Origin of the sequence: Prevotella sp. AGR2160, assembly GCF_000424185.1 — a bacterium.
Classification (GTDB): domain Bacteria; phylum Bacteroidota; class Bacteroidia; order Bacteroidales; family Bacteroidaceae; genus Prevotella.
In genome coordinates this window covers 61,896-86,546 of record NZ_KE384147.1, presented here as the reverse complement: position 1 = coordinate 86,546, position 24,651 = coordinate 61,896, and the positions used below count along the sequence as shown (strand labels likewise).

Annotated in this window: 24 protein-coding genes; 15 read left to right on the top strand and 9 right to left on the bottom strand. The window is 50.8% G+C overall.

The genetic code is table 11. The features are described from left to right. The first annotated feature begins 762 nt into the window (after positions 1 to 762). From G604_RS0113055 to G604_RS14610, 3 genes are all read left to right on the top strand, one after another. Positions 763 to 1,233 (top strand): hypothetical protein, encoded by a 471-nt coding sequence (locus G604_RS0113055; RefSeq protein WP_028910929.1) that lies wholly within the window; start codon positions 763 to 765, stop codon positions 1,231 to 1,233. Beyond that, complete coding sequence (locus G604_RS0113050; protein ID WP_028910928.1) at positions 1,230 to 1,814, top strand: calycin-like domain-containing protein; 585 nt, start codon at positions 1,230 to 1,232, stop codon at positions 1,812 to 1,814. The genes G604_RS0113055 and G604_RS0113050 overlap by 4 nt, the downstream gene beginning before the upstream one ends. 736 nt (positions 1,815 to 2,550) lie before the next feature. Continuing rightward, positions 2,551 to 3,453 carry an ATP-binding protein gene (locus G604_RS14610; RefSeq protein ID WP_081657788.1) on the top strand — a complete coding sequence of 301 codons (903 nt, stop codon included), beginning with the start codon at positions 2,551 to 2,553 and terminating at the stop codon, positions 3,451 to 3,453. Between the two features lie 193 nt (positions 3,454 to 3,646). Here G604_RS14610 and G604_RS0113040 read toward each other — a convergent pair whose 3' ends face one another. Genes G604_RS0113040 through G604_RS0113030 form a run of 3 tightly spaced genes read right to left on the bottom strand, consistent with a single transcriptional unit; the run spans position 3,647 to position 6,334 of the window. Next, a complete protein-coding gene (locus G604_RS0113040; RefSeq protein ID WP_028910927.1) occupies positions 3,647 to 4,993 on the bottom strand; it encodes a radical SAM protein in 1,347 nt (448 codons plus the stop codon). A 3-nt stretch (positions 4,994 to 4,996) separates the two neighbouring features. Next, positions 4,997 to 6,076 carry a hypothetical protein gene (locus G604_RS0113035; RefSeq protein ID WP_028910926.1) on the bottom strand — a complete coding sequence of 360 codons (1,080 nt, stop codon included), beginning with the start codon at positions 6,074 to 6,076 and terminating at the stop codon, positions 4,997 to 4,999. Positions 6,077 to 6,124: 48 nt separating this feature from the next. Then, complete coding sequence (locus tag G604_RS0113030; RefSeq protein ID WP_028910925.1) at positions 6,125 to 6,334, bottom strand: hypothetical protein; 210 nt, start codon at positions 6,332 to 6,334, stop codon at positions 6,125 to 6,127. Positions 6,335 to 7,214: 880 nt separating this feature from the next. Between G604_RS0113030 and G604_RS0113025 the strand changes: the two genes are divergently transcribed. Genes G604_RS0113025 through G604_RS0113015 form a run of 3 tightly spaced genes read left to right on the top strand, consistent with a single transcriptional unit; the run spans position 7,215 to position 8,115 of the window. Beyond that, positions 7,215 to 7,430 carry a DUF3791 domain-containing protein gene (locus G604_RS0113025; protein WP_028910924.1) on the top strand — a complete coding sequence of 72 codons (216 nt, stop codon included), beginning with the start codon at positions 7,215 to 7,217 and terminating at the stop codon, positions 7,428 to 7,430. Then, positions 7,427 to 7,897 (top strand): DUF3990 domain-containing protein, encoded by a 471-nt coding sequence (locus G604_RS0113020; protein ID WP_028910923.1) that lies wholly within the window; start codon positions 7,427 to 7,429, stop codon positions 7,895 to 7,897. Before G604_RS0113025 ends, G604_RS0113020 begins: the two co-directional genes overlap by 4 nt. Further along, the gene (locus tag G604_RS0113015; RefSeq protein ID WP_028910922.1) at positions 7,897 to 8,115 is read left to right on the top strand and encodes a DUF3791 domain-containing protein; all 219 of its coding nucleotides are present in this window, start codon (positions 7,897 to 7,899) and stop codon (positions 8,113 to 8,115) included. The genes G604_RS0113020 and G604_RS0113015 overlap by 1 nt, the downstream gene beginning before the upstream one ends. Positions 8,116 to 8,316: 201 nt before the next feature. On the opposite strand, the gene G604_RS15345 is transcribed toward G604_RS0113015, so the two are convergent. Then, complete coding sequence (locus G604_RS15345) at positions 8,317 to 8,574, bottom strand: hypothetical protein (protein WP_155941970.1); 258 nt, start codon at positions 8,572 to 8,574, stop codon at positions 8,317 to 8,319. A 97-nt stretch (positions 8,575 to 8,671) separates the two neighbouring features. Here G604_RS15345 and G604_RS0113010 point away from each other — a divergent pair, with 97 nt between their 5' ends. The 3 genes from G604_RS0113010 (at position 8,672) to G604_RS0113000 (ending at position 9,813) form a co-directional block, all read left to right on the top strand. Further along, positions 8,672 to 8,911, top strand: a complete 240-nt coding sequence (locus G604_RS0113010) for a DUF4160 domain-containing protein (protein ID WP_028910921.1) — start codon at positions 8,672 to 8,674, stop codon at positions 8,909 to 8,911. Between the two features lie 9 nt (positions 8,912 to 8,920). Next, positions 8,921 to 9,337 carry a DUF2442 domain-containing protein gene (locus G604_RS0113005; protein WP_028910920.1) on the top strand — a complete coding sequence of 139 codons (417 nt, stop codon included), beginning with the start codon at positions 8,921 to 8,923 and terminating at the stop codon, positions 9,335 to 9,337. Positions 9,338 to 9,552: 215 nt separating this feature from the next. After that, positions 9,553 to 9,813, top strand: coding sequence for a PqqD family protein (locus tag G604_RS0113000; protein WP_028910919.1), 261 nt, complete (start codon positions 9,553 to 9,555; stop codon positions 9,811 to 9,813). Between the two features lie 129 nt (positions 9,814 to 9,942). Here the strand turns inward: G604_RS0113000 and G604_RS0112995 are convergent, their stop codons facing one another. From G604_RS0112995 to G604_RS0112975, 5 genes are all read right to left on the bottom strand, one after another. Beyond that, positions 9,943 to 10,254, bottom strand: a complete 312-nt coding sequence (locus G604_RS0112995) for a helix-turn-helix domain-containing protein (protein ID WP_028910918.1) — start codon at positions 10,252 to 10,254, stop codon at positions 9,943 to 9,945. Beyond that, the gene (locus tag G604_RS0112990; RefSeq protein WP_028910917.1) at positions 10,254 to 10,604 is read right to left on the bottom strand and encodes a type II toxin-antitoxin system RelE/ParE family toxin; all 351 of its coding nucleotides are present in this window, start codon (positions 10,602 to 10,604) and stop codon (positions 10,254 to 10,256) included. The genes G604_RS0112995 and G604_RS0112990 overlap by 1 nt, the downstream gene beginning before the upstream one ends. 692 nt (positions 10,605 to 11,296) lie before the next feature. After that, entirely contained in the window at positions 11,297 to 13,903 is a 2,607-nt protein-coding gene (locus tag G604_RS0112985; protein WP_036905917.1) for a fimbrillin family protein, read from the bottom strand. A gap of 4 nt (positions 13,904 to 13,907) precedes the next feature. Further along, complete coding sequence (locus tag G604_RS0112980) at positions 13,908 to 16,703, bottom strand: hypothetical protein (protein WP_155941969.1); 2,796 nt, start codon at positions 16,701 to 16,703, stop codon at positions 13,908 to 13,910. A 47-nt stretch (positions 16,704 to 16,750) separates the two neighbouring features. Then, entirely contained in the window at positions 16,751 to 18,067 is a 1,317-nt protein-coding gene (locus tag G604_RS0112975) for a fimbrillin family protein (RefSeq protein ID WP_081657787.1), read from the bottom strand. 246 nt (positions 18,068 to 18,313) lie between these two features. On the opposite strand from G604_RS0112975, the gene G604_RS0112970 reads away from it, so the two are divergent. From G604_RS0112970 to G604_RS0112945, 6 genes are all read left to right on the top strand, one after another. Continuing rightward, the gene (locus G604_RS0112970) at positions 18,314 to 19,948 is read left to right on the top strand and encodes a fimbrillin family protein (RefSeq protein WP_028910913.1); all 1,635 of its coding nucleotides are present in this window, start codon (positions 18,314 to 18,316) and stop codon (positions 19,946 to 19,948) included. Positions 19,949 to 20,089: 141 nt separating this feature from the next. Then, positions 20,090 to 21,181 (top strand): fimbrillin family protein, encoded by a 1,092-nt coding sequence (locus G604_RS0112965; protein ID WP_196801150.1) that lies wholly within the window; start codon positions 20,090 to 20,092, stop codon positions 21,179 to 21,181. A 1-nt stretch (position 21,182) separates the two neighbouring features. Further along, the gene (locus G604_RS0112960) at positions 21,183 to 22,148 is read left to right on the top strand and encodes a fimbrillin family protein (protein WP_028910911.1); all 966 of its coding nucleotides are present in this window, start codon (positions 21,183 to 21,185) and stop codon (positions 22,146 to 22,148) included. Positions 22,149 to 22,160: 12 nt separating this feature from the next. Further along, positions 22,161 to 23,210 carry a fimbrillin family protein gene (locus G604_RS0112955; protein WP_028910910.1) on the top strand — a complete coding sequence of 350 codons (1,050 nt, stop codon included), beginning with the start codon at positions 22,161 to 22,163 and terminating at the stop codon, positions 23,208 to 23,210. Positions 23,211 to 23,232: 22 nt separating this feature from the next. Next, positions 23,233 to 24,360, top strand: a complete 1,128-nt coding sequence (locus tag G604_RS0112950; RefSeq protein ID WP_028910909.1) for a leucine-rich repeat protein — start codon at positions 23,233 to 23,235, stop codon at positions 24,358 to 24,360. Beyond that, positions 24,357 to 24,545, top strand: coding sequence for a hypothetical protein (locus G604_RS0112945; RefSeq protein ID WP_028910908.1), 189 nt, complete (start codon positions 24,357 to 24,359; stop codon positions 24,543 to 24,545). The genes G604_RS0112950 and G604_RS0112945 overlap by 4 nt, the downstream gene beginning before the upstream one ends. Positions 24,546 to 24,651: the final 106 nt, after the last annotated feature.

Sequence of the window (24,651 nt, the reverse complement as noted above, 5' to 3'; positions counted from 1 at the left end):
TCTCGATTTGTAAACACCATAGATATTTCATCATGTTCCGCCACTTTCCGCCAAGTTCCGCCATCCGCCAAAAGAGTAAAATCAAGATAAAAGTACTATTTTAGGCACTTTTGAGGGTTATTTGGCGGTTGGCGGATTGGCGGAAGTTGGCGGAAACTTCGGTTAGCGCCATTAGCGCCACTAGCGCCATGGCGCCAACTTACATAAAAGGGGTAAAAAGTGCTATTTTACGTACGTTTTACCGATTTGGCGCTTGGCGCTAGTGGCGCTAGTGGCGCTAAGCCATTTAAACGTAGTACCATACTTAGCACTCATAACTATATAGTTTATCCATCAAAACGATAATGGTTATGACTGGTAAGTATGGTACTCTCCCACCACAAGAGATCACTTTTCAGAAGGACATCATCTTTGGCGCAAGGCTCTTTCTCGTGCAAGGTGGCTTTGGTAATCGTCTGTATCTTGATAAAATTTTCTGCTGAAATGATAACATGAATGATATTTTTTGTATCTTTGCCCACAGAGAAATATAATGGAGGAACGCGTATGAAAGTTGGATTCAGAAAACCATCATTTTTCTTCAGCACACGACGGATAAGCGTCGACTTTCCGAGTCGGCATTTCTAAGGAAAAAACTTCTATCACAATCTTAATGACTAGAGTCACAACCTAAAAATCATCATATATAGGGATTGCGGATTTGTCAAAAAGTCAATACCTTTGCAATCGAATTCATACAATAATTAATCATTGATGAGAAAAATGAAAAAAAACAGAAGAAAGTCAATACTCTTGCTGTTGGCTTCCCTGGCTGCCATGCCGTCCTTTGCCGCCGACTATCTGAAGGTGGAAGATGGTAATGGCACCGCCACCTATTTCGCGCTGGACGAGAAACCCGTGGTGACCTTCACCGCCGACAACCTCGTGCTTACAACAGCGAAGGAGACGATCCAGTATCCTCTCTCCGACTACCGCTCGTTCTCTTTCGCCGACCAGACGACCGCCATCGGGAAGACACAACAGAACGCCGTGACGATCACCATCGGCAGTACGGTGAGAGCCGAGGGCCTCATCCCCGGCAGCACCGTCACCATCGTCTCCCTCGACGGACGGCTCATCGGACGCGCCACCGTCTCCAAGAACGGACAGGCAGAGATCTCCCTGCAGGGAAATACCGGTATCTTCATCTTTAAATCTACTTCCAAAACTTTTAAATTTATCAAGAACGCATGAAAAAATTCTTTACTTCCTTCGCTATAGCCCTCTTCGCCTGCATCGGCGCTCAGGCTCAGTCCATCGTCATCAACAAGACCGACGGTACGTCCGTGACCTACCAGGCCAGTGAGATCAGCAGTATCAACTTCCAGCCTGCCCAGCAGAACAGCATCGCCGGCAGCTATACCGGTAAGGACAGCGTGAATGTCGGGAAGATGTTCCCTTACACCTCTGCCGCCGAGGTGACCTATCAGGTGACGGAGAACAGTGACGGTACGGTGAACCTCCTCGTCCCTGAGGTGGAGTATGACCAGACGGTGATGGGCACGCTCTATCTCGGCTCCTACTCCATCAAGAATATCCCTTACGACGAGACCCAGAAAGCCTACGTGAAAGCGTATAAGAATGACAATGTCGTGTTCCATTTCAAGAGTGTGGATGCCAATGGCAAAACCACGATAGATAAGGACTACACCTTCGACAAGGATGTCTGCCAGGTCATCATCAGCAAGGATGCCGACGGCGTACTGACCGTTTCCAACACCTATCAGATGGGCTCCATGCCCTTCGTCATCTACGGTACCTTCCGCGGAAAATAAGATATTGCGAAGCATGTTGCAGCCATGCCAGGGAATTTGTAGGGACATGATTTATCATGTTCCGCCCCCTGACGGGCGCAGCAGGGCCCTAAAAGGGCCCAACACGATTAACCCCAGGCACACGGAACGGGGATGGACGGAGCGATAGCGACGGACATCACCGGACCGGGCGCCTGGGGTTGGTCATATCCCGCGCAGCCACACGGTCCTCGAAGAGGGCCAACTCTTGGAAAAAAAGGCATCGCATCAATTTTCATCAATAGTGGCGATGGGGAGGAATCTAGAAGAATCCCCGCCGTGGTTTTATTCTTGTCTTTCAGGTTTTTGTTACCCCCCCAACCCATGTCTTTGAAATCATTCAAATCTTCACAAGCGCAGCGTAGATCCTTTTAAATCCTTCCTATCTCTTGCCGAAGGCATAGTTAAGAAAAACTACTCGCTTTGCTCGAGAGATCCAAAGGATTTCAAAAGATTCCAAAAGATTTTTTATCCGGTTTTGCGTTCACCCGACAATGATGTCCTCGCTGGCCTGCTCGCAAAGTGGGCTGACGGAGACTGTAAAGTGATAAATTCTTGCCATTTAATTTGCTTTGTCTTCTTTTATTTCGTATCTTTGCAACTGAGATTTGAACATTTCGTGAATGAGATTTGAACATTTCGTGAATGAGATTTGAACATTTCGTGAACGAGATTTGAACATTTCGTGAGCAAAATTCCAACAAAAAGATAATAGAATATGTATAAAAGAAGCCAATATGAACCATTAAAGAGACGAATGGAGGAGCCTCGTCGTTTCATTCAAGTAATCGTTGGTCCACGACAAGTTGGAAAATCTACATTGGTAGACCAAGTTTTAGCTGATCTATCCATACCGCATCTCTTATACAACGCTGACGATGTGGATGCTAATGACACAGAATGGGTAAGTCGATGCTGGACTGCCGCCCGGACAACTATGCAGATCAGAAATTACAACGAATGCATTCTCGTTATCGACGAGATACAGAAAATCAGCAATTGGAGTGAAGTTGTCAAGAAAGAATGGGATGCTGACAATAGGAGCCACCTCAACCTGAAAGTAATTCTTTTAGGGTCTTCCCGTTTGTTAATACGTAAAGGGTTGACAGAGTCACTTGCCGGTCGATTCGAAATCATCCGTTTAGGGCACTGGAGTTACTCTGAAATGCGTACGGCTTTCGGCTGGACATTGGATCAGTGGATTTATTATGGGGGTTATCCTGGTTCTGCCTCATTGATAGATGACGAAAGACGTTGGAGAAGATATATCAAGGATTCATTGGTTGCACCAGCTATAGAAAAAGATGTCATTATGACTTCGCGTATCTACAAGCCTGCCTTGATGTCACAACTGTTCCAATTGGCCTGCAGTTATTCTGGTGAATTACTCTCACTTACCAAGCTCCTTGGACAACTGCAGGATTCCGGTAATGTAACGACACTGCAGTCGTACCTGGATATTCTGAATCAGTGCCAATTGATTACGGGGATAAGAAAGTATGCCAACGATACTGCAAGGAAGTACCAGTCCATTCCTAAGTTTCAAGTATACAACATTGTTCCAGGCAAAATTCCACCCTCACCATGCTTTGGTAGTAGGTACGAATGGCATTGCGCTTGAAGACTTCTTTAGTGCGAACGTTATGGATATTCTGGTTTAAAACTACTCGCGCCGCTCGAGAGATCAAAAGGATTTCAAAGGATCCCAAATGATTTTTTACCTGGTATTTCTTATCCCCCAACAATAAAAATAAAATACAACAACAAGAAGAAAAATATTTTTGTTCCGCTCCCCTGCCGCCATTGTCCATTATCTATTCTCCGTTATCCATTTGCGAAGCATTCTCCCTTTTCCACAGGGCATAGGAATAATACATCTGTTGATGCACATGGATATCCTTCTCCTTACGATGCCACGGGGTACAAGGATCACAGGTACAACAGGCCAGGACACGACAGTCGGGATAATGCCCGCAGGTCTTACACGCCGCAATGCGTGGCCGCTCCGCAGCATAAAACCGCAACTCCTTCGCGTCAAACGACGTACTGTCGAGGTCTCCGATGAAATGAGAATTGAAATAGTTGTTGCACTTCACGAATTGTCCGTTCTGCAGGATCGTGACGGCATTGGGATTATCCGATATACACTTGTAGACTTTCAACTCATTATTGAGGAGTGGCACACCCCCGTCGAGGCGACAGGCCCGAAGCTTCTTCTCCAGAGTCCTCTGCTGCTCATAGAGCTGTCGGTAATCCTCCGCCGTGTAGTCACTGCCCTTCCCCGTCTTGTTGAACAACGCGTGACAATAGACTTCAATCTTCCTGTTACCACCGAAGCGGTCATTGAGCACATCCACCAACTGCAGGAGGTCCTCCCCGTTCTGCAACGACAGGTTGAGGCGTACGGGGACGGTGATATCTGCCTGCAGGAGCAAGCCGATATTGTCGAGAACCCGTTCGAAGGCGTTCACCCCTTGATAGATATAATGTTTACTGCGGTTATACACCTTCTCCGTACCATCAAGGGTGATCTGCGCACGGCGCAGATGCCAGTCGTTGACGGCCCGCCGTACCATCTCCGCATCAAAGAGATAACCGTTCGTGATCATCTTTGAATGGAACTTCACGTCCATCTCCGTCAGCCGACGACAGATGAGGTCGATGACGCCGACGTTATAGAGCGGCTCGCCGCCGAACCAGAAGAGGTTCACCTCCTTTCCCTCGGCATGGTCATGGATATACCGGGCCACCCGCTCCGCCGTGGCCATGGTCATCGGCACTTTCTTGATGCCGCGCTCAAAACAGTAATAGCAACGGGCATTACAGTCGGAAGTGGTATAGATACAATAGGTGTTGATGGCCTTATCCTGCTGACGTGTAAGTTGGAACAACGCCCGCACTTGGTCGGCAAAGGCACGGTCATCGAACGCCTCGGGCACGAAGAACCAACCCTCCCGAAGCGGCGGAAGAGTCGCGGCCTCAGCCGCCTCCTCGGGCGTGAGGAGAACCATCTCCCGCGTCAGGAGGTTATAATAGAGCACGCCGTCATCCACCTTCCAGGTGAAGACGAACTGAAGGGGACGGACAGCCACGTCTACATTTATCTGCTGGTGCCCCACGGTCTTGACCACACTCTCGTGGGCCGCTTGAATGATCTGCATATCTTAGAACGCTACAGGTTTACAATCGTCACATAACTCACTCTTCTCCCAGTCGTTGAGCTTAACATTCAAAGTCGTGGCGGGGGACATACTTGTGAAAGAAAAACCCATCATACGCCCTCTGGACATATAACCTTGCGCACTTGTTAACTTTTTTGTTTGCTCATACAGATTACCATCGGCATCCCAAATATATAAAGTGACATTTTGCTCTCGAAAGTCAGCCTCTGGAATTACGAAATAACCTGTAAGTATTCTGCTAGTCTTTACATTTGGATCGCGCGATACTGCCTTTATAAAATCAACTGTAACATGATCCGTATAACCTTCTGCATGAAAAGGTTGATGAAGCATGGGCAAAGGAACATCAGTTGCTTTTGTTTTTGCCAAATCCACTTTTGGTGCCTTTGTATCGAAGAGATCATAATAGCCGTGCGTCGCGAATACCGGTTTTTCGGCTACAAACATCGCACGGATATAATCAGCCTTTACAGGAACGATACACTGAAAACGGATGACTGCTCCCATATTAAAAAGTGAGGCATTAAAAGCAGCATTTCCTTGCTCATTGATCGACGGAGAGATGGTATCCGAAGCCAAGAACCAATATTTTCCGAGATAATCACGCGTATCATTCGCCGTTTGTTGCTGAATCTTTCGAAAATCCCATTCAATATGAGAGGCATCTCGATTTTCATAATGAAACGGCATATAAGAAACATACCTCTTTCCTTTCTTCGTACTCCAACCTTCGGCTATAATATTTGCACTCGTTTGAACATTACCCTTAGGAATGGTCAAAGGAAAGTCGATTTGATGACCGCCTTCCGGGAAAATGCCTGCTGTATCACCATCTACAAACCCAATTTGATATGAAGAACCTGATCCTATACCAATAGATCGAGAAAAGGCACTCACATTTTCGGTCACAGAAAGACTATCAATATCCCCTTCTTCAATAATAGGAAAACTATTAATATGAAGCAAGGTATACTTCTCCGTAATTATAGAATTTTCCTGAGAGCACGAAGCAAAAAGGAGAATCGCTAATGTTGAAAGGAAAAAAACTCGAAATATTTTCATACGCAAGAAAAAAGAAGCCCAACTCTATTAAAAAAGTTGGGCTGAAGTCTACATGTCAAATGAGTTCTCATTTGTGTTGCTAAAATCAAACCGACCAGACTTGGCTTCAGTTTCACAAATTGTTTCGTCACCTTCGCCACATTCACCGCCGCCAGCGTGAACCTGTGCTTCACATGTTGAACCACTACCAGCCATGAGGTTCATACCATCTACTTTGATCTCATCCATGGACGGTTTAGTATAAGTTTTCTTAACCATATGAATAAAAAAATTTTATGTCTCTTGCTTCCTCGGGAGACTTTTTTTATATACTACGGTGAAAGGAAGCGCAAGCGGAAGGGTTCCGTAAGTATCACCAGTATGCTCGTTAATCCGTGTGCAAAATTACGACATTTTTTTCAAACCTCCAAATAATTTGGAAAAATTATTGTAGGGACATGATTGATCATGTTCCGCCCCGCTGCGATTGAACAAAGACATGGGTTGTGGTTAAACCCCAACCCATGTTTTTGAAATCATTCAAATCTTCTCAAGCGAAGCGGAAATCCTTTTAAATCCTTCAGATCTCTTGCCGAAGGCATAGTTTAAAACTACTCGCGCTGCTCGAGAGATACCACAAGATTTTTTATTCGTTTTTTCCCCCAACAATAAAAATAAAACACAACAAAAAACAGAAGAAAAATATTTTTGTTTTATCGTTGTATTTTTTTGTTAGAAGATTTGTAGGTGGCCACCATGTTGTGGCCACGCCGCCGCACTGACCGGAAGAAATCATACCCCTACATTTTCCCGAATGATTCCCTTGCGTGGCCACAATAGGATGGCCACCTACTATTCCCCGTAGAGGATAGGATCGGCGCAGCAGGGCCCCGAAAGGGCCTAACACGGTTAACCCCGGGCACACGGGACGGGGATGGACGGAGCGATAGCGACGGACATCACCGGCCCGGGCGCCCGGGGTTGGTCATATCCCGCGCAGCCACACGGTCCTCGAAGAGGGCCAACCCTTGGGAATAATGGCAACGGACGACACGGACTTTCACGGACTGCCATCATTGAAAAAAATAGACGCACATTTTCACAAATAAACTTGTGGCTTTAAAATAAAGTTATTATCTTTGTGGCAAAGGAATGAAATATGAACTTCAATCAACTTGATTTCGCAGTATACTGTATCGGGTTATTAGCTTCAAAACTTAATATGAATCAAACCGATATATATGACCGACTTAAAAACTCGGGCATACTGGGAGGGTATATTGTCAAGGGCTATGACGCGCTTCATACTTTCAGTAGCGATTACATCGCTGACGACCTCATTGATTATATGAAGGAGAAAGGAGTACTCGCATGATTGTCTATCATTCCTCATATATGATCATTGATAAACCGGATATCCTGCACTTTCGTGAAGCATTGGATTTCGGTAAGGGGTTTTATGTAACGGTGCTTCATGAGCAGGCCGTACGCTATGCAGAACGTTTCAAGCTAAGAGGCAGAAAGGCATTTCTTAATGTTTACGAGCTTAATGATGAGTGGAGAAACGAAAACATTAAGGTTTTTGACTCATACGATGAAGAATGGCTCGATTTTATTGCTGCCAACAGAAAGTTGTTACCGGTAGAACATTTTGACGCTGTAGAAGGGGGTGTCGCTAATGATAAAATCTTCCGAACTGTAGAACTTTATTTTGCAGACGAAATCTCCAAGGAAGATGCTCTTAAACGACTCATCTATGAGAAGCCAAACCATCAAATATGCTTTCTCAACCAACATCTCATCGACAAATATCTTACCTATTTAAAAACGGAGGAATTGTAATGGATGCCAAACAAAATATTTTACAAGCAAAATACGCCCGAATTATCAAAGGCATAGCCGACAAACTGCATATTCCACTTGATGAAGCAATGGATGGTTTTTATCATTCTCAAACCTTCCAAATGATGCAAGATGGGGTTGCTGATCTGCACTGTCGCAGTGATATCTATTTGGTTGACGAATATTGTCTGGAGAAACAAGAAAAAAGTAATAAGTGATTCCCGGATAGTATGTAGTCTCGCCCATTGGGTCCAACAAAAACATCTTGTAGGTGGCCGTCCTTTTGGATCGGCGCAGCAGGGCCCCGAAAGGGCCTAACACGGTTAACCCCGTGCGCCTGGGAATCCTCAAAATCATAACAAGCGAAGCGGAAATCCTTTTAAATCCTTCAGATCTCTTGCCGAAGGCATAGTTTAAAACTACTCGCGCTGCTCGAGAGATCTCAAGGATTTCAAAGGATCCCAAAATGATTTTTTATCCGGTTTTCCCCCAACAATAAAAGTAAAATACAACAACAAAACAGAAGAAAAATATTTTTGTTTTATCGTTGTTTTTTTATTGTTGGAAGAAAACCAGAAAAAACAAGATAAAAACCATGCCGGCGCATCTTTCATCCAATTTGTAGGTGTCGTCCTATTGCGGCCACGCCAAGAAAATTGAAAAACTTCAAATGCCATACAAGAAAATTCCTGTATTCAGGATTTTTTTATTCAAACATTTGTAAGTATAAAAAATTATACCTATCTTTGCCCTTGAAATAAATTTAGAAACGATATGCCAACATTGCTTATTGCCTTTGGAATAAGGTTCTTTTTCTACCTCGATGAACACGAGCCTATTCACGTCCATATCAGTTATGGAGGGAAAAAGGCTAAAATAGAACTCGCCCCTCAAGTGAGATTGGTTTATAACCATGGACTAAAGGAGCAAGAATTGAAGAAGGCATTGATAACCTGTGAAAATTACAGAGATAATTTCATTGCTGAATGGCACAAACGTTTTGACGATAAATAAATGATGAATATGGAGAAGATCAAGAACATCTGGTTTGACAAAAACCGCATATATATGAAGACAGTGTCCGGGAAAATTTATAGCCGGCCATTGGAGGCTTATCCGGAACTCATGGAAGCAACGACGGAACAGCGGAACGATTATGTCATTGGTGATGGCGGCGAAGACATACGTTGGGATTCCATTGATGCCGACATGCATATATCAAGCTTCCTAAAGGAGACTTCAGAGCCGAAAGAAAATGAAGTGGGAGCATTATTTGCCAAATATCCATGGTTGAATGTTTCCGAAGTAGCACGCTCCCTGAATATCAATAAAAGTCTCCTTGCCAGATACATCTACGGTATTTCCAAACCAAGCGAGAAAAGGATCGCAGAGATAAAAACCGTATTGCACAAATTCGGCAAGGAGCTGCTGAGTGCCTAAAGTTGGAACCATGCGGCGGCGTGGCCGCAACAGGACGGCCACCTACAAACGGATCGGGGAAGGATCCATGGAAAAGGTTTTTATTTGTTTTTTAGGGTTTTCGTCTAAAAAAAATCCCCGCCGTGGTTTTCTTCAGCTTTTCATGTTTTTGTCAAATCGCTTGCACGGTTCACCGGAAATGATTATCTTTGCAGCAGACAAAAACATATAAGCTGATGAAACTGAGATACAACATTGCCACACAGGAGGTCGTCGGAAAGACCTTCGCCGTATTGAACCGCACGGGAGAGCCCCAGCGCATGCTGCGCCTCGAGGGTGTCGCCCCCGACATCATCCGCGGTCTGCAGGACGGCCTCGACGAGTCCGCCATCATCGACGCCATCACCGCCGCCTATGCCATCGACCGTCCCACCGCCGCCCGGGATGTCCACGAATATCTCCTGCAGTTGCAGCAAATGGGCATCGTGGAGCCGTAGGGACATGATTTATCATGTTCCGCCCCCTGCCGTTGAACAAAAACATGAAAAGTATTTTTGTTTGATCGTTGTATTTTTATTGTTGGAAGAAAACTAGAAAAAACAAGATAAAAACCATGGCGGCGCTCGTTAACCGACCACAAGGGAGAAGCGCAGCCCAAGGGCATTGCTAATCAACATGAACGTTGAAAGTTGCATATCACTATTTCCCCGTTCAATATTGCTGATAAATTCACGTTTCTTACCAATCTTGTCGGCAAGTTGTTGCTGAGTCATCTTCTGTAGCTTGCGTTGCTCTTTAAGTAATTCCGCATAATAGTAAGCCTTGGCACGCGCTTCAAACTCGTTCCGAGCGACAGAGCCCTCAGAACCATATTTCTCTGACAAATGCTGATTGCCAGTACGAAGTCCTTTCATTTTTTCTTTATCCAGTTTAATCATCATTCTTCCTCCTTATATCGATTCAAAATTTTCTCCGCAATCCGTATTTCCTTTTTATATTGCTTGGAGCTCTTCTTCAAAAAAGAATTTAACAATAATACTTGTTCCGCCTCCATGAAGTTGTCAGCGTCAATAGAAAAGACGATTGTTCTATATTCATTAGAGCCTAGTGACACTCTTGCCTCATAGAAATCTGTACCCTCCAAACGCTTGATAAATTTTCGATTGACAACCCGTATTGTCCTGATAATGTCTTCGACATAGTCGTACTTGTCTTGAACATTCTCAGGTAGCGATGAATAATATTCATCGTATTCTGGTGAATGAAGGGTTTCTCTTATTCTATTCATGCTGCAAAGTTAATGAGTTTGTTCCATTTCTCCAAATTTTCGGAATGTTTTTATTACAAAAATTTCTTCCAACTACTCGCGCTGCTCGAGAGATCCCAAGGATTTCAAAAGATCCTAAAGGATTTTTTATCTGTTTTTTTATCCCCCAACAAGAAAAATAAAATACAACAACCAAACAGAAGGAAAATATTTTTGTTATATCGTTGTTTTTTTATTGTTGGAAGAAAACTAGAAAAAACAAGATAAAAACCATGACGGCACAACTCCGATCCAATTTGTAGGTGGCCACCATGTTGTGGCCACGCCGCCGCATTGCGCGGAACATGATAAATCATGTCCATGCGGGGCGGAACAAAAATAATCATCGTCCCCACATATTCCCCATCTTCCTTGCGTGGCCGCAACAGGACGGCCACCTACTATTCCCCATAAATAACAGGATCGGCGCAGCAGGGCCCCGAAAGGGCCCAACACGATTAACCCCAGGCACACGGGACGGGGATGGACGGAGCGATAGCGACGGACATCACCGGGCCGTGCGCCTGGGGTTGGTCATATCACGCGCAGCCACACGGTCCTCGAAGAGGGCCAACCCTTGGGAATCATCGCAACGGACGATACGGACTTTCACGGACTACCGCCATTGTCCATTATCTATTCTCCGTTGTCCGTTTGCGTCAGCATGTTCCGCACTATTCATCTACCACACAACTTACTGGGAAACCGAAAGCGCGGGAGGCGGTTACTGCAGGATTAATATCATTATATCCATCCCAACGGTCATAACTCAGCGAAAAATAATGATATCTACCTTGCTTGGTAGAAGAAGCGCCAGAGGTCCAATAATAGCCTTTAGCATTGACATTGTCTAATTTCCCATTAATTTTATCGCGATAACCAAATATGCCAAGAAAGATCTGTTTAGAATTCGTGTTGACATTAAATCCACTGGGATTACTTGTTGAAGACACATATCCATTAACGCATCCCGCATATCCGCTCGCGAATGGCAGTTTGAATCCTGCCGGCGAGGGATCATAGATCGTTTTGCCGACATACGTGTTGTCATAAGCGGCGGCATCGGAGAGATTATAGTTCCACATGTTCCAGTCGTGATCTGTGCTCCAGTCATCGTCACTCGACGTATAGAAGAATGTCGTCGGCTCCTGGATCGTCGTGTAGGTCTGTACGAAAGCCGGGGAAGTCGTCATTTTCAAATTGACATCATAGAGCGGCTTGTCGTTATTACCCAAGCCGTCACTCGGCGGGAAGGGGTCCTTGCGGCCAAACTGGTAATAAGGCACAGAAGCACCGTAGGCACGAGTAATACCATCCTGGTTGATCGTCACCATCGCACTGTCACCCTTCGCGTTATCCTGCTTGATCTTCAGATGGATGACCCGTTTGACGGGACTGACGCGCGTCTCAGGATCGACATAGCCCAAGGGGACCTCCATGAACTTACCGCCACCATTATTCGTCTGGTAAGCATAGTTCGGGTCGATCTTATGACCAGTGACCCAGATATGCCAGCTCCACATGATGACGTTGTCAGCATCACGGACGGCGATGACGGCATTACCCTGACAGATATTCGACCGGTTGATCGTGAACTCAATGCTGTGCTTATCCGCCGTGAGTTTCACCGAAGAGGGCGTGATGAGGTTCGGCGCGTCCTGCCAGAGGATGATGGCATCCTTCGGCGTATATTTATTATAGATATACGGACTCGTGATGAGCTGACCCATATAGTCGACAAAGGTCTTTCCCGTATAAGCCTTCTTGTTCTCTGTCCCGTCGGCATTGACACCGTTGCCATAGACGAGGGGGAAGGTATAGGTACCGGCAGTGTTGATGACATAACAGTTGGCCGTTCCACGGCTCTTGGACAGGTCCATCGTCGTACTGTAGCTCGGGTTCTCCTTCAGTGTTTTGTTGTACGTGCTGCTCTTGTCGCTCACGGGCGTGCCGATGATCGAGTCGAGGCGCAGGGAGACATTCTCACCTGTGATGGAACCGATACCTGAGGGCGTGAAGACGCGTACGCCGTGAGGCTGCGCCGTCTCATAGACCGTCTTGTCATCATCGATGGTATAAGTCGCTTTCCAGGGCACAGCAATCTCACGGCCGTAATAGGTACGGCAGAGACTCTGAACGGTATAGGCCACGGTACCACCCGCTCCCGGCACCGTCGTCGTAGGCGCTGTAGCAACGATAGTATAATAGAGATTCTCAGTTGAGGAGGTGGAGAAATAATACGTGTTCGTATAGCCCATCTTCCACTCATTGCCACCAATGGGCACCCAGAGGTCACGCACATTACCGCCACCGTCATCAACAGTGATAATGAGTTTGGCCCCTGCCGGCACCGTCTGGGGCAGCATCATGAAGATATCATTATCCGTTGTGAGGATGACATTACTCATATCCTTGTTCACCTCGTAGTCTTTCGTCAGCGTGAACGTCGCCGGGACAGAGACATTCTGCCACGTATCCTCCTTACCGAAAGAGATATCTCCCGTGGAATAGACGCCCTGGAGCTGAATCTTCCGGATCGTACACGGAGCCATCTGCTTACCGATGGCGACACGGACGGCCGACATGCGGTGATGGAACTGCAGGCTGATCGGGCCCGAGGTATTGCCCGGGATATCCACCTTCGGCTCACTGATACACAGGTCCGTCTGCTGGTGGACATCACCAGGCACGACATAATGGAGCTGAGGTGTTCCCTTAACGGTATTGGCCGAAAGAGAGACACCAGAAGGGTTATAAGGCGCGTAGGCGAAGAATGCCTCGTTGTAGTTTTCACCGGGCCAGGACTCGTCCGTGATCCATTTCTTCGTCTTCATGAGATGCTCGTTATAAGCGAGCGGCACCTGCGTCGTCGAGACATTCTGCCACACGCTACTGCGGTCATACTCGAAGGTGAAGAGTCCGAAGTCGTCATGGAAATTCTCCGCCGTGACGATGGACGCACGGGAGCCCGGTACGGCCTTCGCGTTATCCTGCGACGGATCCATCAGACGGCCGTTGCCATAACGGAGGACACCGTCGGTAGTCACCATCTTCGAATAGACGGGACGGCGGTTGCCATGGGCCTTTCTGACGACGGGCGCCGGTGCATAAGGGCCCAGTGTCGTTCCGAAATTATGCAGATGGAGCTCAGCGATGGACGGCTGGAAGCCCTGGTTGCCACTGCCCGTGTTTCCACTGAGGATATCCTCGGAGCAGGAGGCCACGATACCACCCGTGAGCATGATTCCCACAGGAATCAGAAAGGATGAAAAGATACGCATATTCTTACCTTCTATGATGTTTCTTGATACGATAGTTACGTGAATGATAGCCCTTCGCCGACACATCGGTCACCGTGGGATAGGTCCGCACGGGGAAGATGTTGTAGGCGTTGGCACGCGGCAGCGCAGCAGCCGGGTTAACGAGGGCACTCGTGAACTGCAGACTGTAGGCCGTGGCGACGCCGTTGGCACCCGACGTCCAGTAGTCACCCTCCGTGGTGAGTCCGCTGATCGTGCCGTTGGCGCTGCTCCTCATGCCGAGGGCCGGGAAGAGGATGTTGTCGCCTTGTTGGTTCGGCTGGAGATAGAAATGCCAACCGTCGGTACCGAAGTCACCGGTCTTGTTAAACTCCGTGGCCGTGGTGCTCTGGGCCTCCGTGGTAGTGAAGGCGAGGAAGGTCGCCGTCGGCTCCATCTGCCAGCCTACCGGACAGGGGTCATAGATGGTCTTCACCACACCCGTGTTGTCAACGGCCGACGTCGACTGCTGCCACCGGCTCCAATAGTCGTAGTTATGGCTGGCGCTCCAGTCGCTGCCATTGACGGCATAGAACGTGAAAGGATGCTGGATCGCCGTGGCCGTGGAGACGGCACCACTGGTGACAGTATATTGATAACTGCTGCCGTTATAAGGCTTGTCCATGAGACTGTTGGCGACCATCAGCGCCGGGAGCATCGGGTCCTTGCGGCCCCACTGATAGTAAGGGGCACTGGCGGAATACTCCATGCGCTCGGCATCCTGGGTGACAGCGAACTGCGCGGAGTCGCCGCCGTCAATATCCTGTTTGATCCGGACGTAGATCTTCCGTGAGGGGCGCTGACGGATCTCCGCGTCACAGTAGCCGAGGGGCACGGTCATGATCTGTGCCGTGACCTTCTGCTTCGTCGTCTTACTCTTGTTGGCGATGACCTTCGCGTCACCGGGCGTCACGTCATGGGCCGTGACCCAGATATGCCAGCTCCAGATGATATTGTTCTCCTTGTCACGGAGCGCGATGACGGCATTGCCCTGACAGATATTCGCCTTGTCGATGGTGAACTGGATCGACGGCACGTCGGTCGTCGTGGCCTCTCCCGTGGAGGTCGTCGTCGTCGTCTTCACCTTGACGACCTTGACGGACGACGGCGTGATGAGGTCCGGAGCATCCTGCCACAGCACGACGGCATCCTTGATGGTATACTCGCCGTTCGTCTCCCAGATATTCGGGGAGGAGATGGTATGGCCCTGATAGTTGACAAACGTGGCACTGCCTGAATAGGCGTTGATATTGTTCTTGCCACTCGGCAGACGGGCATTGCCGTAGATGAGCGGAAAGGTATAGGTGCCCGGGGCACTGACATAATAGCAGTTGGCTGTCTCACCGCCGTCGGCGAGGTCCCTGTTCTGTACGGCCGCCGACCGCAGCTTCGCCGTCAGCGTGTTCTCACTGAGGCTGCGGGGATAGGACTCCTGGAGGGAGATGGAGATCTGCTCACCGGCATCGGAGCCCGTACTGTTATTGGTGAAGGCCGTGACATTGCCGCCGTCGGCGATCGTCTGCCGCTCGCCGTCACTGCCGACGGTATAGGAGGCATGCCAGGCCACGGGGAAGGTGGAGCCGTAATAGGTACGACGGAAACTCTGGACGGTATAGGTTGTCGAGCCACCCTTGCCCGGCACATTGGCCTGCGGCTTGCTCACGGCGACGATATACGTCGAACCGAGAGAGCGTGTGGCAAGGTAATAGGTCACGGTATGGCCCATCTGCCAGACATCCCGTTCGATATCCGCCGTCACCTCATGGGTCTTCGTACCACCGTCATCGACGGTGATGACGAGCTGGGAGCCACGGGGACAGACCTGCGGGAGCATCATGAAGACATTATCGTCGTTGTTCAGCAGACGGTTGCGGTCAGTCTCGGCCACGGGGAAGTCCTGCGTCAGCGTGAAGGTCTTCGTGTCGTAGTTGGCGACATTCTCCCATTTGGAGTCCTTGTCGAGGGTGATATCGCCCTCACCATAGACATTCTTGATCTCGATCTTCTTGATCGTGCAGGCAGCCATCTGGTCACCGATGGCAAAACGGACGGCCGTGAGCTTATGGTAGAAATTCTCCTTCCGCTGGGCATTGAAATTACCCGGCACATCCTTATCGGGATTGGAGAAGACGAGATCCTGCTGCTTCATGGCGTCGAGGGGCACGGCATAATGGATCTTCGGCGTGCCCTTGTCGGAGGCCTTCGAGAGAGTGATCCCCTCACAGTTCCACGGGGCATAGAGGAAGAACGACATCTTATACTGTACGCCGGGCCACACGTTATCACTCATCCATCCACGGGAACGGTAGACACGGTCGTTATAGATCGACGGCACGACGGTCGTCGAGTCCTGCGACCAACTCTCCGTGGCGGGATAGACGAACGAGAAGAGTCCGAAGTCATCGTGGAAATCATCCGTCGTCACCATACGGGCACGGGAGCCGGCACCGTCCTTCACACGGGCCACCATCGTCATGCCGTTGTGGTAGCGCAGGATACCCGGTGAGGTCACCTGCCGGAAGAAGACGGGACGGCGCGTGCCGTGACTGCGGTGCACACGAGGGGCCGCCACCCGGGAGCGCTCCTCCCAGGGCACGACACTCATCGTAGAGACATCGCCCGAAGCGACCATCTCACGGATGGAGGCGCTGAGGGTGATATGGTCCCCTGCCCCACCCTCCGAGAGCATCGTCTCATCGGAGCAGGCGGCGAAGAGGCCCGCGGCCATGAGCATCATGGCCAGCGCCTTTCCCAATCCAAAATATTTTTGTTGTCTGATCATATATGAGCTATAAGTATCTATCGTGAGCTATTGCGTTCTATTGTGAGCTATTGGTCCACCTTGTCGAAGGTGATGTTATGGGAATCCCACGTGCCATCGGTCTTCCACTCCTCGAGGGCGCCGGGGCGGATGAAGGCCCAGGTGAACTCCACGCTGTGGTCGTCACCCGTGTTCCACTCCGAGAGGTACTGAGGTACGACGAAGCGCCAGGTCTGCGGCTTCGTCTCATAATTCTGTTCGAGGTAGGAGTCAAGGCCCCAGGGCGACACATAGCGCCACCAGTTGGTCCACTCAAACTGCTCGTCGGTGTATTTCTCCAGCGAGTCGGCGGGGATAGCCTGCTGCCAGTCCCAGATCCGTTCCCAATCGGTGCTGTTCCAGTCGGTCAGGGCGATACGGAAATCGATCGGACTGGCGAACCAGATATTCCGGTGCGGGTCGTCCTGCCAGGCGATGACACTGTCGGGGGGCAGAGTCTCGTCGGCCTTCATGAGCATATCGAAACGGTAACACTTGCCCGTCTCCAGCCGGAAGTCATACGTCGGCTTATAGGTGATCTTCGTGCCGCGCTTCAGCGTGACGGTCATGAAGACGGAGTCCTTCCTGACAATCTGCGGAGGGATCACGGCCATGCCGTAGGCCGCCTTACTGAAGTCGCTCTGGGTCCGCGGCACGAGGGAGAACGGGACGGTGATATTGACGCGGCGCCCTTTCGTGCGCCCCTCTGCCGTGTCCATATTAAACACGCAGGTGTCGAGAACATTATTGATCGTCAGGGTGGCACCCTCGAAATCCTCATCCGTGAGGTAGTCGACATTCTGGTAGTCCTTGACCTTGAAGGCGACCATAATCTTCGAGAGCATGTGATAGAAGGGAATGAAGACGGCCTTGCGTGACGTCTGCCGCGGAGCAATGCCGTAGCTCAGGTCCGAGCGGCGGTAGTTGGCCGTGACGGTCTGGATACTGTCACAGGCCTGCACGACACTGTCGGGCCACGCGTCACCCTCGGTAAACTTGAAATTACCGTGGATACCATATATATTAATGGAGTTGCCGGTCTCGGGGAAGAAATGCGGCACCTGGCTGACACTCTCCAGCAGGGCCGTGCCCGTTGTACGCATCGCCCAGGCGCCATAATACCAGCGCTTCGGCTGACTGTTCTCCTGCACGAAGAACCACAGATGCTCCCCCGCCGGAAAACAGGTATCCCCCGCTGCCTCTCCGTCAATGACGGTCTGTGAGGCGGCAATACGTATCTCCCGGGGAGAAAGGGCAGGCTTCTCCGACGACGAATCCCTAAGCGTGTCGGTACAACTAGTAACCCAAAGAGCCAACCCCATAAAAAAGAGACTCTTAACCGTCATCTGTTCAATTTAAATCGTACTTCTGTCGTTAATCCGCTGCAAAATTAAGCATAATCAGTAGAAAAAAAAAGCATTTTACGTTTTTTAATAACATAAATGATCAGTGTTTCGTTTTTTTACATTAATTTTGCACCAGAATTAAGGGACTGGTTACAAAACTACCAAGATTAATAAAGGTTACTAAAAGAATTTCTAACGGTTACTGGCGTGTTGAAGGCAGTACATAATGACAAACGATCCACCTCTATGGAGAAAGTGGGAGGAATGCTGATACTCTTCCTGCTTACCTTGTTGTGTGCCTGTTCGTCTGAGGAGGACATGGCTCCCGACAACCACGGGGATGCCGTCTACCTCTCTCTCTCCGCACGCAGGGCCATCCATGTCCAAGTCAGCGCGGATACCCGTGGAGCCGTCTCCCGCGGGGTGCAGACGCTGTCCGGGAAAGACACGACCTACTTCCCCGAGGGTACCCATATTGGTGTCACCCTCGACCGCTACAATACGACCCAGAGCTATGACGCCACGGCGACGACGAATATGGACTACGTGTCCTATCATGAGGACTCGCTGCAGTACTGGTGGCCGGCCGCCGGCCTGCAGAGCCAGTATAAGCTGACGGACCTGCCGATGCGGGTCTCCGCTTACTACCCTTACCAGAGCGGTGCCACCGATGTCACGAAGATCGCCTTCACCGCCGACTCCACCGTGGATATCCTCTACAGTCCGTGGACACTGTCCATCGACAAGGACGGTCAGGGCAATGCCCTCCCCGTCAGTCACGACCATAATGCCTGTCGATTGTCGATGTATCATGCCCAGGCCGTCATCGCCTACGAGCTGACGACGATCGACAAGTTCATCAAGCCCGAGATCACCCATGTGAGTATCTCTGGTGACAATATCGGTACGAAAGGACTCCTCAACAGTACTACGGGAACGTGGTCGGAGGTCTCGGGCTCCGTAGAGGAGGACTTCACGCCGACGGGTCCCGAGCCCGTGAAGACAGGCGCCTATTATGTCTTCCCCACGGGGGAGAAGAAAGCCGTGAAATTCGCCTTCTCCACCTTCGGCACCGTGAAGACGGCCGACACGACGATGGTCATCCAACCCGGCAAGATCTACCGTTTCCATTTCACCCTCGCCCGTCCGTTCCTCGTCCTCCAGGGGGTGAGCGTAGAGGACTGGGACACGCAGCGGCTGGCGAACACCGTGGATCCCGCCGACGGCCATTTCTCCGAGACACACGACTGGGTGGACATGGGCACGTATGATGCCCAGGGCAACCATGTCGGCTGGTCCCGTTACAACATGGGCGCGACATTCATCAGTGATGTCGGCAACCATTATATGTGGGGCCAGCTGAAACCCGTGGAAGAGACGGGGAAGATCGGACCCACCGCCACCTATACCAATAAGGAGATGACGGCGAAGACGATCTCGAAGAACAAGAAATATGATCCCGCCTTCCATGACTGGGGGACGGAATGGCATATCCCCACCAACTACGAGTGGAACCAGCTCTGTAACACCTACTACTACTCGTGGCAGCTCACGACGGTCACCGACCGGTGGAAGGAGCCCGTGAAAGGCTATAAGGTCGTCAACAAGACTACCGGTGCCTGGATCTTCCTCCCCGTAACGGGCTACCTGACCTATAAGATCACGAACAATGACGAGATCACGCAGGACACGACGGTCGTAAACAGCGCCGACAGTACCGTCATGGGCTACTACTGGAGCGGTGAGGAGAATGTCACGGTCACGCCCTACCGGCCCTACTACCTCCGCATGGACACAAAAAACCAGCGTGCCACCATTGAGGAATGGGCCGACCGCAGCGGTGAGGCCTTCCCCATCCGCCCCGTGCGGACAATCCGCTAGAAAGCCAAAAGAGGCCTATAGAGATCTATAGCGCGCTATAGAAATCTATAGTGAGCTATAAAAATCTATAGAGAGCTATAGAAATCTATAGTGAGCTATAAAAAAGATATTATAAACAAAACATTAGAAAATAGAATGCGTATGAATCAATGGAGTAAATGGACTGCGGTAGCCTGCATGGCCCTGCCCCTGCTCACGGCATGCAGCAGTGAGGAGGCCGGCAGCGTCATGGAGACGAACCCGCAGGCGCTGAAGGTCTACGTGGGCATCAACAAAGCCCATGAGACCGGTCAGCGCCAGCAGCCGGCCAAGAGTGCCTCTTTCGCCAGTCGTGCCACGACGGACGCCAGCACATGGAACCAGGCCGTGCCCTATCATGTAGACAAGGACGAGAACCCGAACATGTTCGCCCTCGGCGAGACGATGGGTCTCTTCATCCGTAAGGCTACCGATGACAGTGACTACGGACAGGCCATGAAGACTCAGCTCCCCGCCGGCACCTACGACAATGTCGCCTATGTCGCCTACGGCAGCGGCTCCGCCCAGTACTGGGCGCCCATCAAAGGCGGAACGACGGTGATCCTCGACAAGGACCTCAACGGTGTGGTGAGTGCCTATTATCCTTACAAGCCGAACATGAAGTTCGACGAGGCCCGCAAATACGAGGTCGACTGTGCCACGAACCCGGAGGACCTCCTCGTGTGTACGAAGAATGTCACCTCTGAGGTCAACGGCTCGAAGCCGAACACGGAGATCCACATGAGTCACGTCCTCACGCTGTTGAATATCAACATCAAGAAGCAGGTGGGCTTCACGGGAAATGGTAACATGACGGAGTTCCGCATCATCGGCAGTTTCTCGAAGACGGGAACGATCGATCTCTACGATGTCGGTAAGGTCGTGCCGGTGAGCAAGAACGGCGACACCTCCGGTCAGGACACCATCGACGTGAAGAATACGGACGGCAGTACGCTGATGACACTGAGTCAGAACAACAATGTCACGATGTACAAGTTCTTCATCATCCCGGAGAACGACGTGGCCAACAACATGTATTTCATGGCGAAGATCGACGGTCAGGACTATAACAGTCAGCCGACACAGGTCACGCTGAAGCCGGGCGTCAAATACAACATCCAGATCCAGGTCAGCAACTCCGGTCTGACGATCAGCGGCACGGATATCATCCCCTGGGAGGAAGAGACCGTGCCTATCATTCCTATCACGAACTAAAATGCGATTCAACATCACCAGTATACTCCTGTCATCCTTATGCGTCGCGGCCCTCACGGCCTGCACGCATGAGGATGCGTCCGTTTTATCACCGGATACGGAGCGCGCCGAACTGCATTTCTCCGCCATGGTGGAACAGAGCTCCCGTGCGGCCACGATGGCCATGAAACAGACGTTTGACGACGGCGACAGCATCGGCATCACCGTCACGGGTATCAACCCCGACTCGGGATATACCTACAACAACGTGCGCGTGATGACCGTCGGCGACTATCCGAGTCAGCACTGGCGCATCGACACCACCATCGTCCTCACGAAGGCGCGCATGAAGCTCTGTGCCTTCGCACCCTATCAGAAAGGCGCCGATCCGACACGCATGCCTCTGGTGTGCACCGATCAGACCGATTTCCTCTATGCCCCCTACGGCGCCTGGACAAAGAAAGGCACGCTGAACTATGCTGATCCCTTTGTCAACGTCCGTATGGAACATCTGCAGACGATGATCCTCATCCGTGTCGTCAACGAGGACAACACGGGCGACGCGCCAAAGCTGACGGCCTTCTCCGTCACGGGACAGGGCTTCAGCAAGAAAGGTGACTTCGACAATACCGACGGCACCTTCTATCTCAACAGTATGGATATCAACGACAGTATCCATCATGACGTACAGCCGTGGGCCCTGCCGATGGATGTCAAGGATACGGTGTCCATCGACTCCGCCTATGTCTTCTCCACCACGGAGAAGAAGCCGCTGACCTTCACCCTCACCGTCGACGGCAAACGCCTCTCGGCAACGAAGGAGGTACAGCTCGAGCACGGCTATGTGTATATCTTCCCGCTGTGCGTAAAAGGCAAGAAAAAACTCGTCATCGATAAGGTCGACATCAAGAAATGGGATGAGCTGGACTGGATCTTCGGTCTCTATCCCAACTATCTGACGGAACACCCGCTCTTCTTCGAAGACTGATGAAATATGGTTATGATGAAAAGATTTTTTGTCTCACTCCTCTTCCCTACCCTCCTGGCCGCTCTGCTGACAGCCTGTGAGTCGGAAGGACTCCACGGCGATGAGCCTACGCCTCCAACGGCAGACCTCAGCGTGCATATCGCCGTGAGCAGAGCCGCTGCCTCCGGAGTGTCGAAAGGGGCCTATATGGGCAGCAACCTCGGACTGACGATGATATACCCCGCCAGTGACGGCCTCGATCCCGACAACCGGTATAATATCCGCTGGGATGCCGACAGCGTGCAAAAGATCCGTATCTGGTATCAGAGTACGGAGGGCACACGCACCATGGCCTGGAAGTCGTCGACGGCAGCCGCCAATTTCTTCGTCTACGCGCCCTTTGTCGACTTACCGACGCTGCCGTCACAGCTCACGAAGATCCCCTTCAAGGTACAGAGCGACCAGACCCGGGGCCTCGACTCCAGCGATTTCGTCCGTGATGTGCAACAGCAGGTGACGGCGGCAGCCGCCAACGGCCGACTGCAGATCACCTTCACCCACCAGCTCTGCCGACTGAATATCAAAATCCTCGCCGGTCCCGACACGGCGAAACAGCCGGGACTGCAGGCCCGCATCACCCAGGGTATGATCGACACGCTGGCACGCTGTAAGGTGGGACCGGTGTGCGACAGCATCAACTATAACCTCATGCGCTACCGTGGCTATAACGGCAAGACGGGCACGCGCAATGATGAATACCCCGTGACAACCATATCGGGGAAGAAGAGCGACTCTACGATGGTCTACACCTTCTGTCCGACGGACACCAACAAGAGTGTGCAGGAGTGTATCCTCCCGCCGCAGACCATTCAGGCCAAGGACACCTTCATCCAAGTGCTCATCTTCAACCCCATAGAATGTAAACATCATATCTTCGTCTACCGGCCCCTGCAGAACCTCGTGTTCGAAGCCGGGAAGGAATACGACATGACTCTCGAGCTCGGCAGTACGAGCGCGGAGGTGAAGACGTTCACCATTACGGAATGGAAACGGAAGAAGGAAGACGTGATGGACCTCGAATAAACCAACGATCAAGACTCAGCTTATGAAGCAATGGTTTCTCTCCCTGATCCTCCTGACAGGATCAATCCTTCCGGCCGCGGCCGATGACGACGAGAGTGTGCTCTTCACCGCCCCGATCACGCTCAATGGCAACGAGACGGTGACCTGCTCTTTTCTGGTCAACACCCAGGACGCGACGACCAAGACGGGTACGGCCTTCGTCAGCTCGGACTATTTCGACCATCCTTTTCATGAAGTCGCTTATAGTGCCATAGACAGTACGACGGCGGGTGTGGTGACGATCCCGAAGACCGTGACCTATAACGGATATACGTATACCGTGACAAAGATCAATCAATACGGCTTCAGTGACTGCCGGCGCCTGACGGGTATCATCATTCCGGCAACGGTGAAGAGTATTGACAATTACGCGTTCATGAATTGTCAGCGGCTGGCGGAGGTGAAGGCCCCCATGGATCTCTGTCTGACGGTGGCGGCACAGGATAATGCCGCCACGGGAATCCGCTATGACGCCTATTTCCGTACGAACTCTACAAAGGATACCCTCACCCTCTGTCTGCCGCAGGACAGTTATATCGCCCCGACGACGGAGACAGGCCTCTACCTGGATGACAACGGGGAGGAACAGACCTACACTGGAACGATGCCTACAGCCCTGATCTGTACGGGGCTCGACCACGAGAGTCAGACGGTGTCGACAAGGGAGGTGAGCGGCAATATCCCGGCCGGTACGGGCATCATCCTCATCGGTATTCCGAAAGAGGTCAATTATATCATTCCGGCCGCGAAAGAGGATGCCGCGGCGGCCGATGTCAGCGGTAACCTCCTGCAGGGAGCGACGACAAGGCAGTATATCGGCGGCAACACCGACGACACGAAAGGCTATGCCGACTATATCCTCCAGGACGGTATCTTCTACCGGTCCTCAGAAGGATATATCGACGCCGGGAAGGCTTTCCTGCGTGTGCCGACCAACGGCACGACGGCGGCTGCCCGTCTGTTCCTCGGCGGCAGTGAGACGACAGGGATCATCACGCCCCGTCAACCATCTTCTGTCCGCATCCAGAAAGGCTATGACCTCCTCGGCAGAAAGGTCAGCGCTTCCAAGGGAATCATCATTTCTAACCATTCCAAATATTTCGTAAAATGAGAAAATACTATCAACGCCCCGAAGTGACGGATGTCATCCTCCTCCCGGAGAACGTCATGGGCATCGACGCCAATACGCAAGTGTTTAAGGATCCCTCCCAGGCCGACGCCAAAGAGGCACCGGAGGAACAAGGGACAATGGACAATGAAGAATGGACAATGGACAATGGAGAATGGATGCCCTAATTCTCCATTCTCCATTATCCATTCTCCATTATCCATTCTCCATTATCCATTCTCCATTATCCATTCTCCATTAAAAAGGGGGTGCCGTGCAATATGCAACGACACT

Excerpts from the sequence above, each read along its gene's own strand:
- G604_RS0112950 (WP_028910909.1), top strand. The coding sequence starts at position 23,233 with ATGAAGCAATGGTTTCTCTCCCTGATCCTCCTGACAGGATCAATCCTT.
- G604_RS0112980 (WP_155941969.1), bottom strand. The coding sequence starts at position 16,703 with ATGATCAGACAACAAAAATATTTTGGATTGGGAAAGGCGCTGGCCATG.
- G604_RS0112970 (WP_028910913.1), top strand. The coding sequence starts at position 18,314 with ATGGAGAAAGTGGGAGGAATGCTGATACTCTTCCTGCTTACCTTGTTG.
- G604_RS0113005 (WP_028910920.1), top strand. The coding sequence starts at position 8,921 with ATGGAGAAGATCAAGAACATCTGGTTTGACAAAAACCGCATATATATG.
- G604_RS0113000 (WP_028910919.1), top strand. The coding sequence starts at position 9,553 with ATGAAACTGAGATACAACATTGCCACACAGGAGGTCGTCGGAAAGACC.
- G604_RS0113055 (WP_028910929.1), top strand. The coding sequence starts at position 763 with ATGAAAAAAAACAGAAGAAAGTCAATACTCTTGCTGTTGGCTTCCCTG.
- G604_RS0112975 (WP_081657787.1), bottom strand. The coding sequence starts at position 18,067 with ATGACGGTTAAGAGTCTCTTTTTTATGGGGTTGGCTCTTTGGGTTACT.
- G604_RS0113010 (WP_028910921.1), top strand. The coding sequence starts at position 8,672 with ATGCCAACATTGCTTATTGCCTTTGGAATAAGGTTCTTTTTCTACCTC.
- G604_RS0113050 (WP_028910928.1), top strand. The coding sequence starts at position 1,230 with ATGAAAAAATTCTTTACTTCCTTCGCTATAGCCCTCTTCGCCTGCATC.
- G604_RS0112990 (WP_028910917.1), bottom strand. The coding sequence starts at position 10,604 with ATGAATAGAATAAGAGAAACCCTTCATTCACCAGAATACGATGAATAT.
- G604_RS0113020 (WP_028910923.1), top strand. The coding sequence starts at position 7,427 with ATGATTGTCTATCATTCCTCATATATGATCATTGATAAACCGGATATC.
- G604_RS0112955 (WP_028910910.1), top strand. The coding sequence starts at position 22,161 with ATGATGAAAAGATTTTTTGTCTCACTCCTCTTCCCTACCCTCCTGGCC.
- G604_RS0112985 (WP_036905917.1), bottom strand. The coding sequence starts at position 13,903 with ATGCGTATCTTTTCATCCTTTCTGATTCCTGTGGGAATCATGCTCACG.
- G604_RS0113040 (WP_028910927.1), bottom strand. The coding sequence starts at position 4,993 with ATGCAGATCATTCAAGCGGCCCACGAGAGTGTGGTCAAGACCGTGGGG.
- G604_RS0112945 (WP_028910908.1), top strand. The coding sequence starts at position 24,357 with ATGAGAAAATACTATCAACGCCCCGAAGTGACGGATGTCATCCTCCTC.
- G604_RS0112965 (WP_196801150.1), top strand. The coding sequence starts at position 20,090 with ATGAATCAATGGAGTAAATGGACTGCGGTAGCCTGCATGGCCCTGCCC.
- G604_RS0113025 (WP_028910924.1), top strand. The coding sequence starts at position 7,215 with ATGAACTTCAATCAACTTGATTTCGCAGTATACTGTATCGGGTTATTA.
- G604_RS0113015 (WP_028910922.1), top strand. The coding sequence starts at position 7,897 with ATGGATGCCAAACAAAATATTTTACAAGCAAAATACGCCCGAATTATC.
- G604_RS0112995 (WP_028910918.1), bottom strand. The coding sequence starts at position 10,254 with ATGATTAAACTGGATAAAGAAAAAATGAAAGGACTTCGTACTGGCAAT.
- G604_RS0112960 (WP_028910911.1), top strand. The coding sequence starts at position 21,183 with ATGCGATTCAACATCACCAGTATACTCCTGTCATCCTTATGCGTCGCG.
- G604_RS0113035 (WP_028910926.1), bottom strand. The coding sequence starts at position 6,076 with ATGAAAATATTTCGAGTTTTTTTCCTTTCAACATTAGCGATTCTCCTT.
- G604_RS15345 (WP_155941970.1), bottom strand. The coding sequence starts at position 8,574 with ATGGCATTTGAAGTTTTTCAATTTTCTTGGCGTGGCCGCAATAGGACG.
- G604_RS0113030 (WP_028910925.1), bottom strand. The coding sequence starts at position 6,334 with ATGGTTAAGAAAACTTATACTAAACCGTCCATGGATGAGATCAAAGTA.
- G604_RS14610 (WP_081657788.1), top strand. The coding sequence starts at position 2,551 with ATGTATAAAAGAAGCCAATATGAACCATTAAAGAGACGAATGGAGGAG.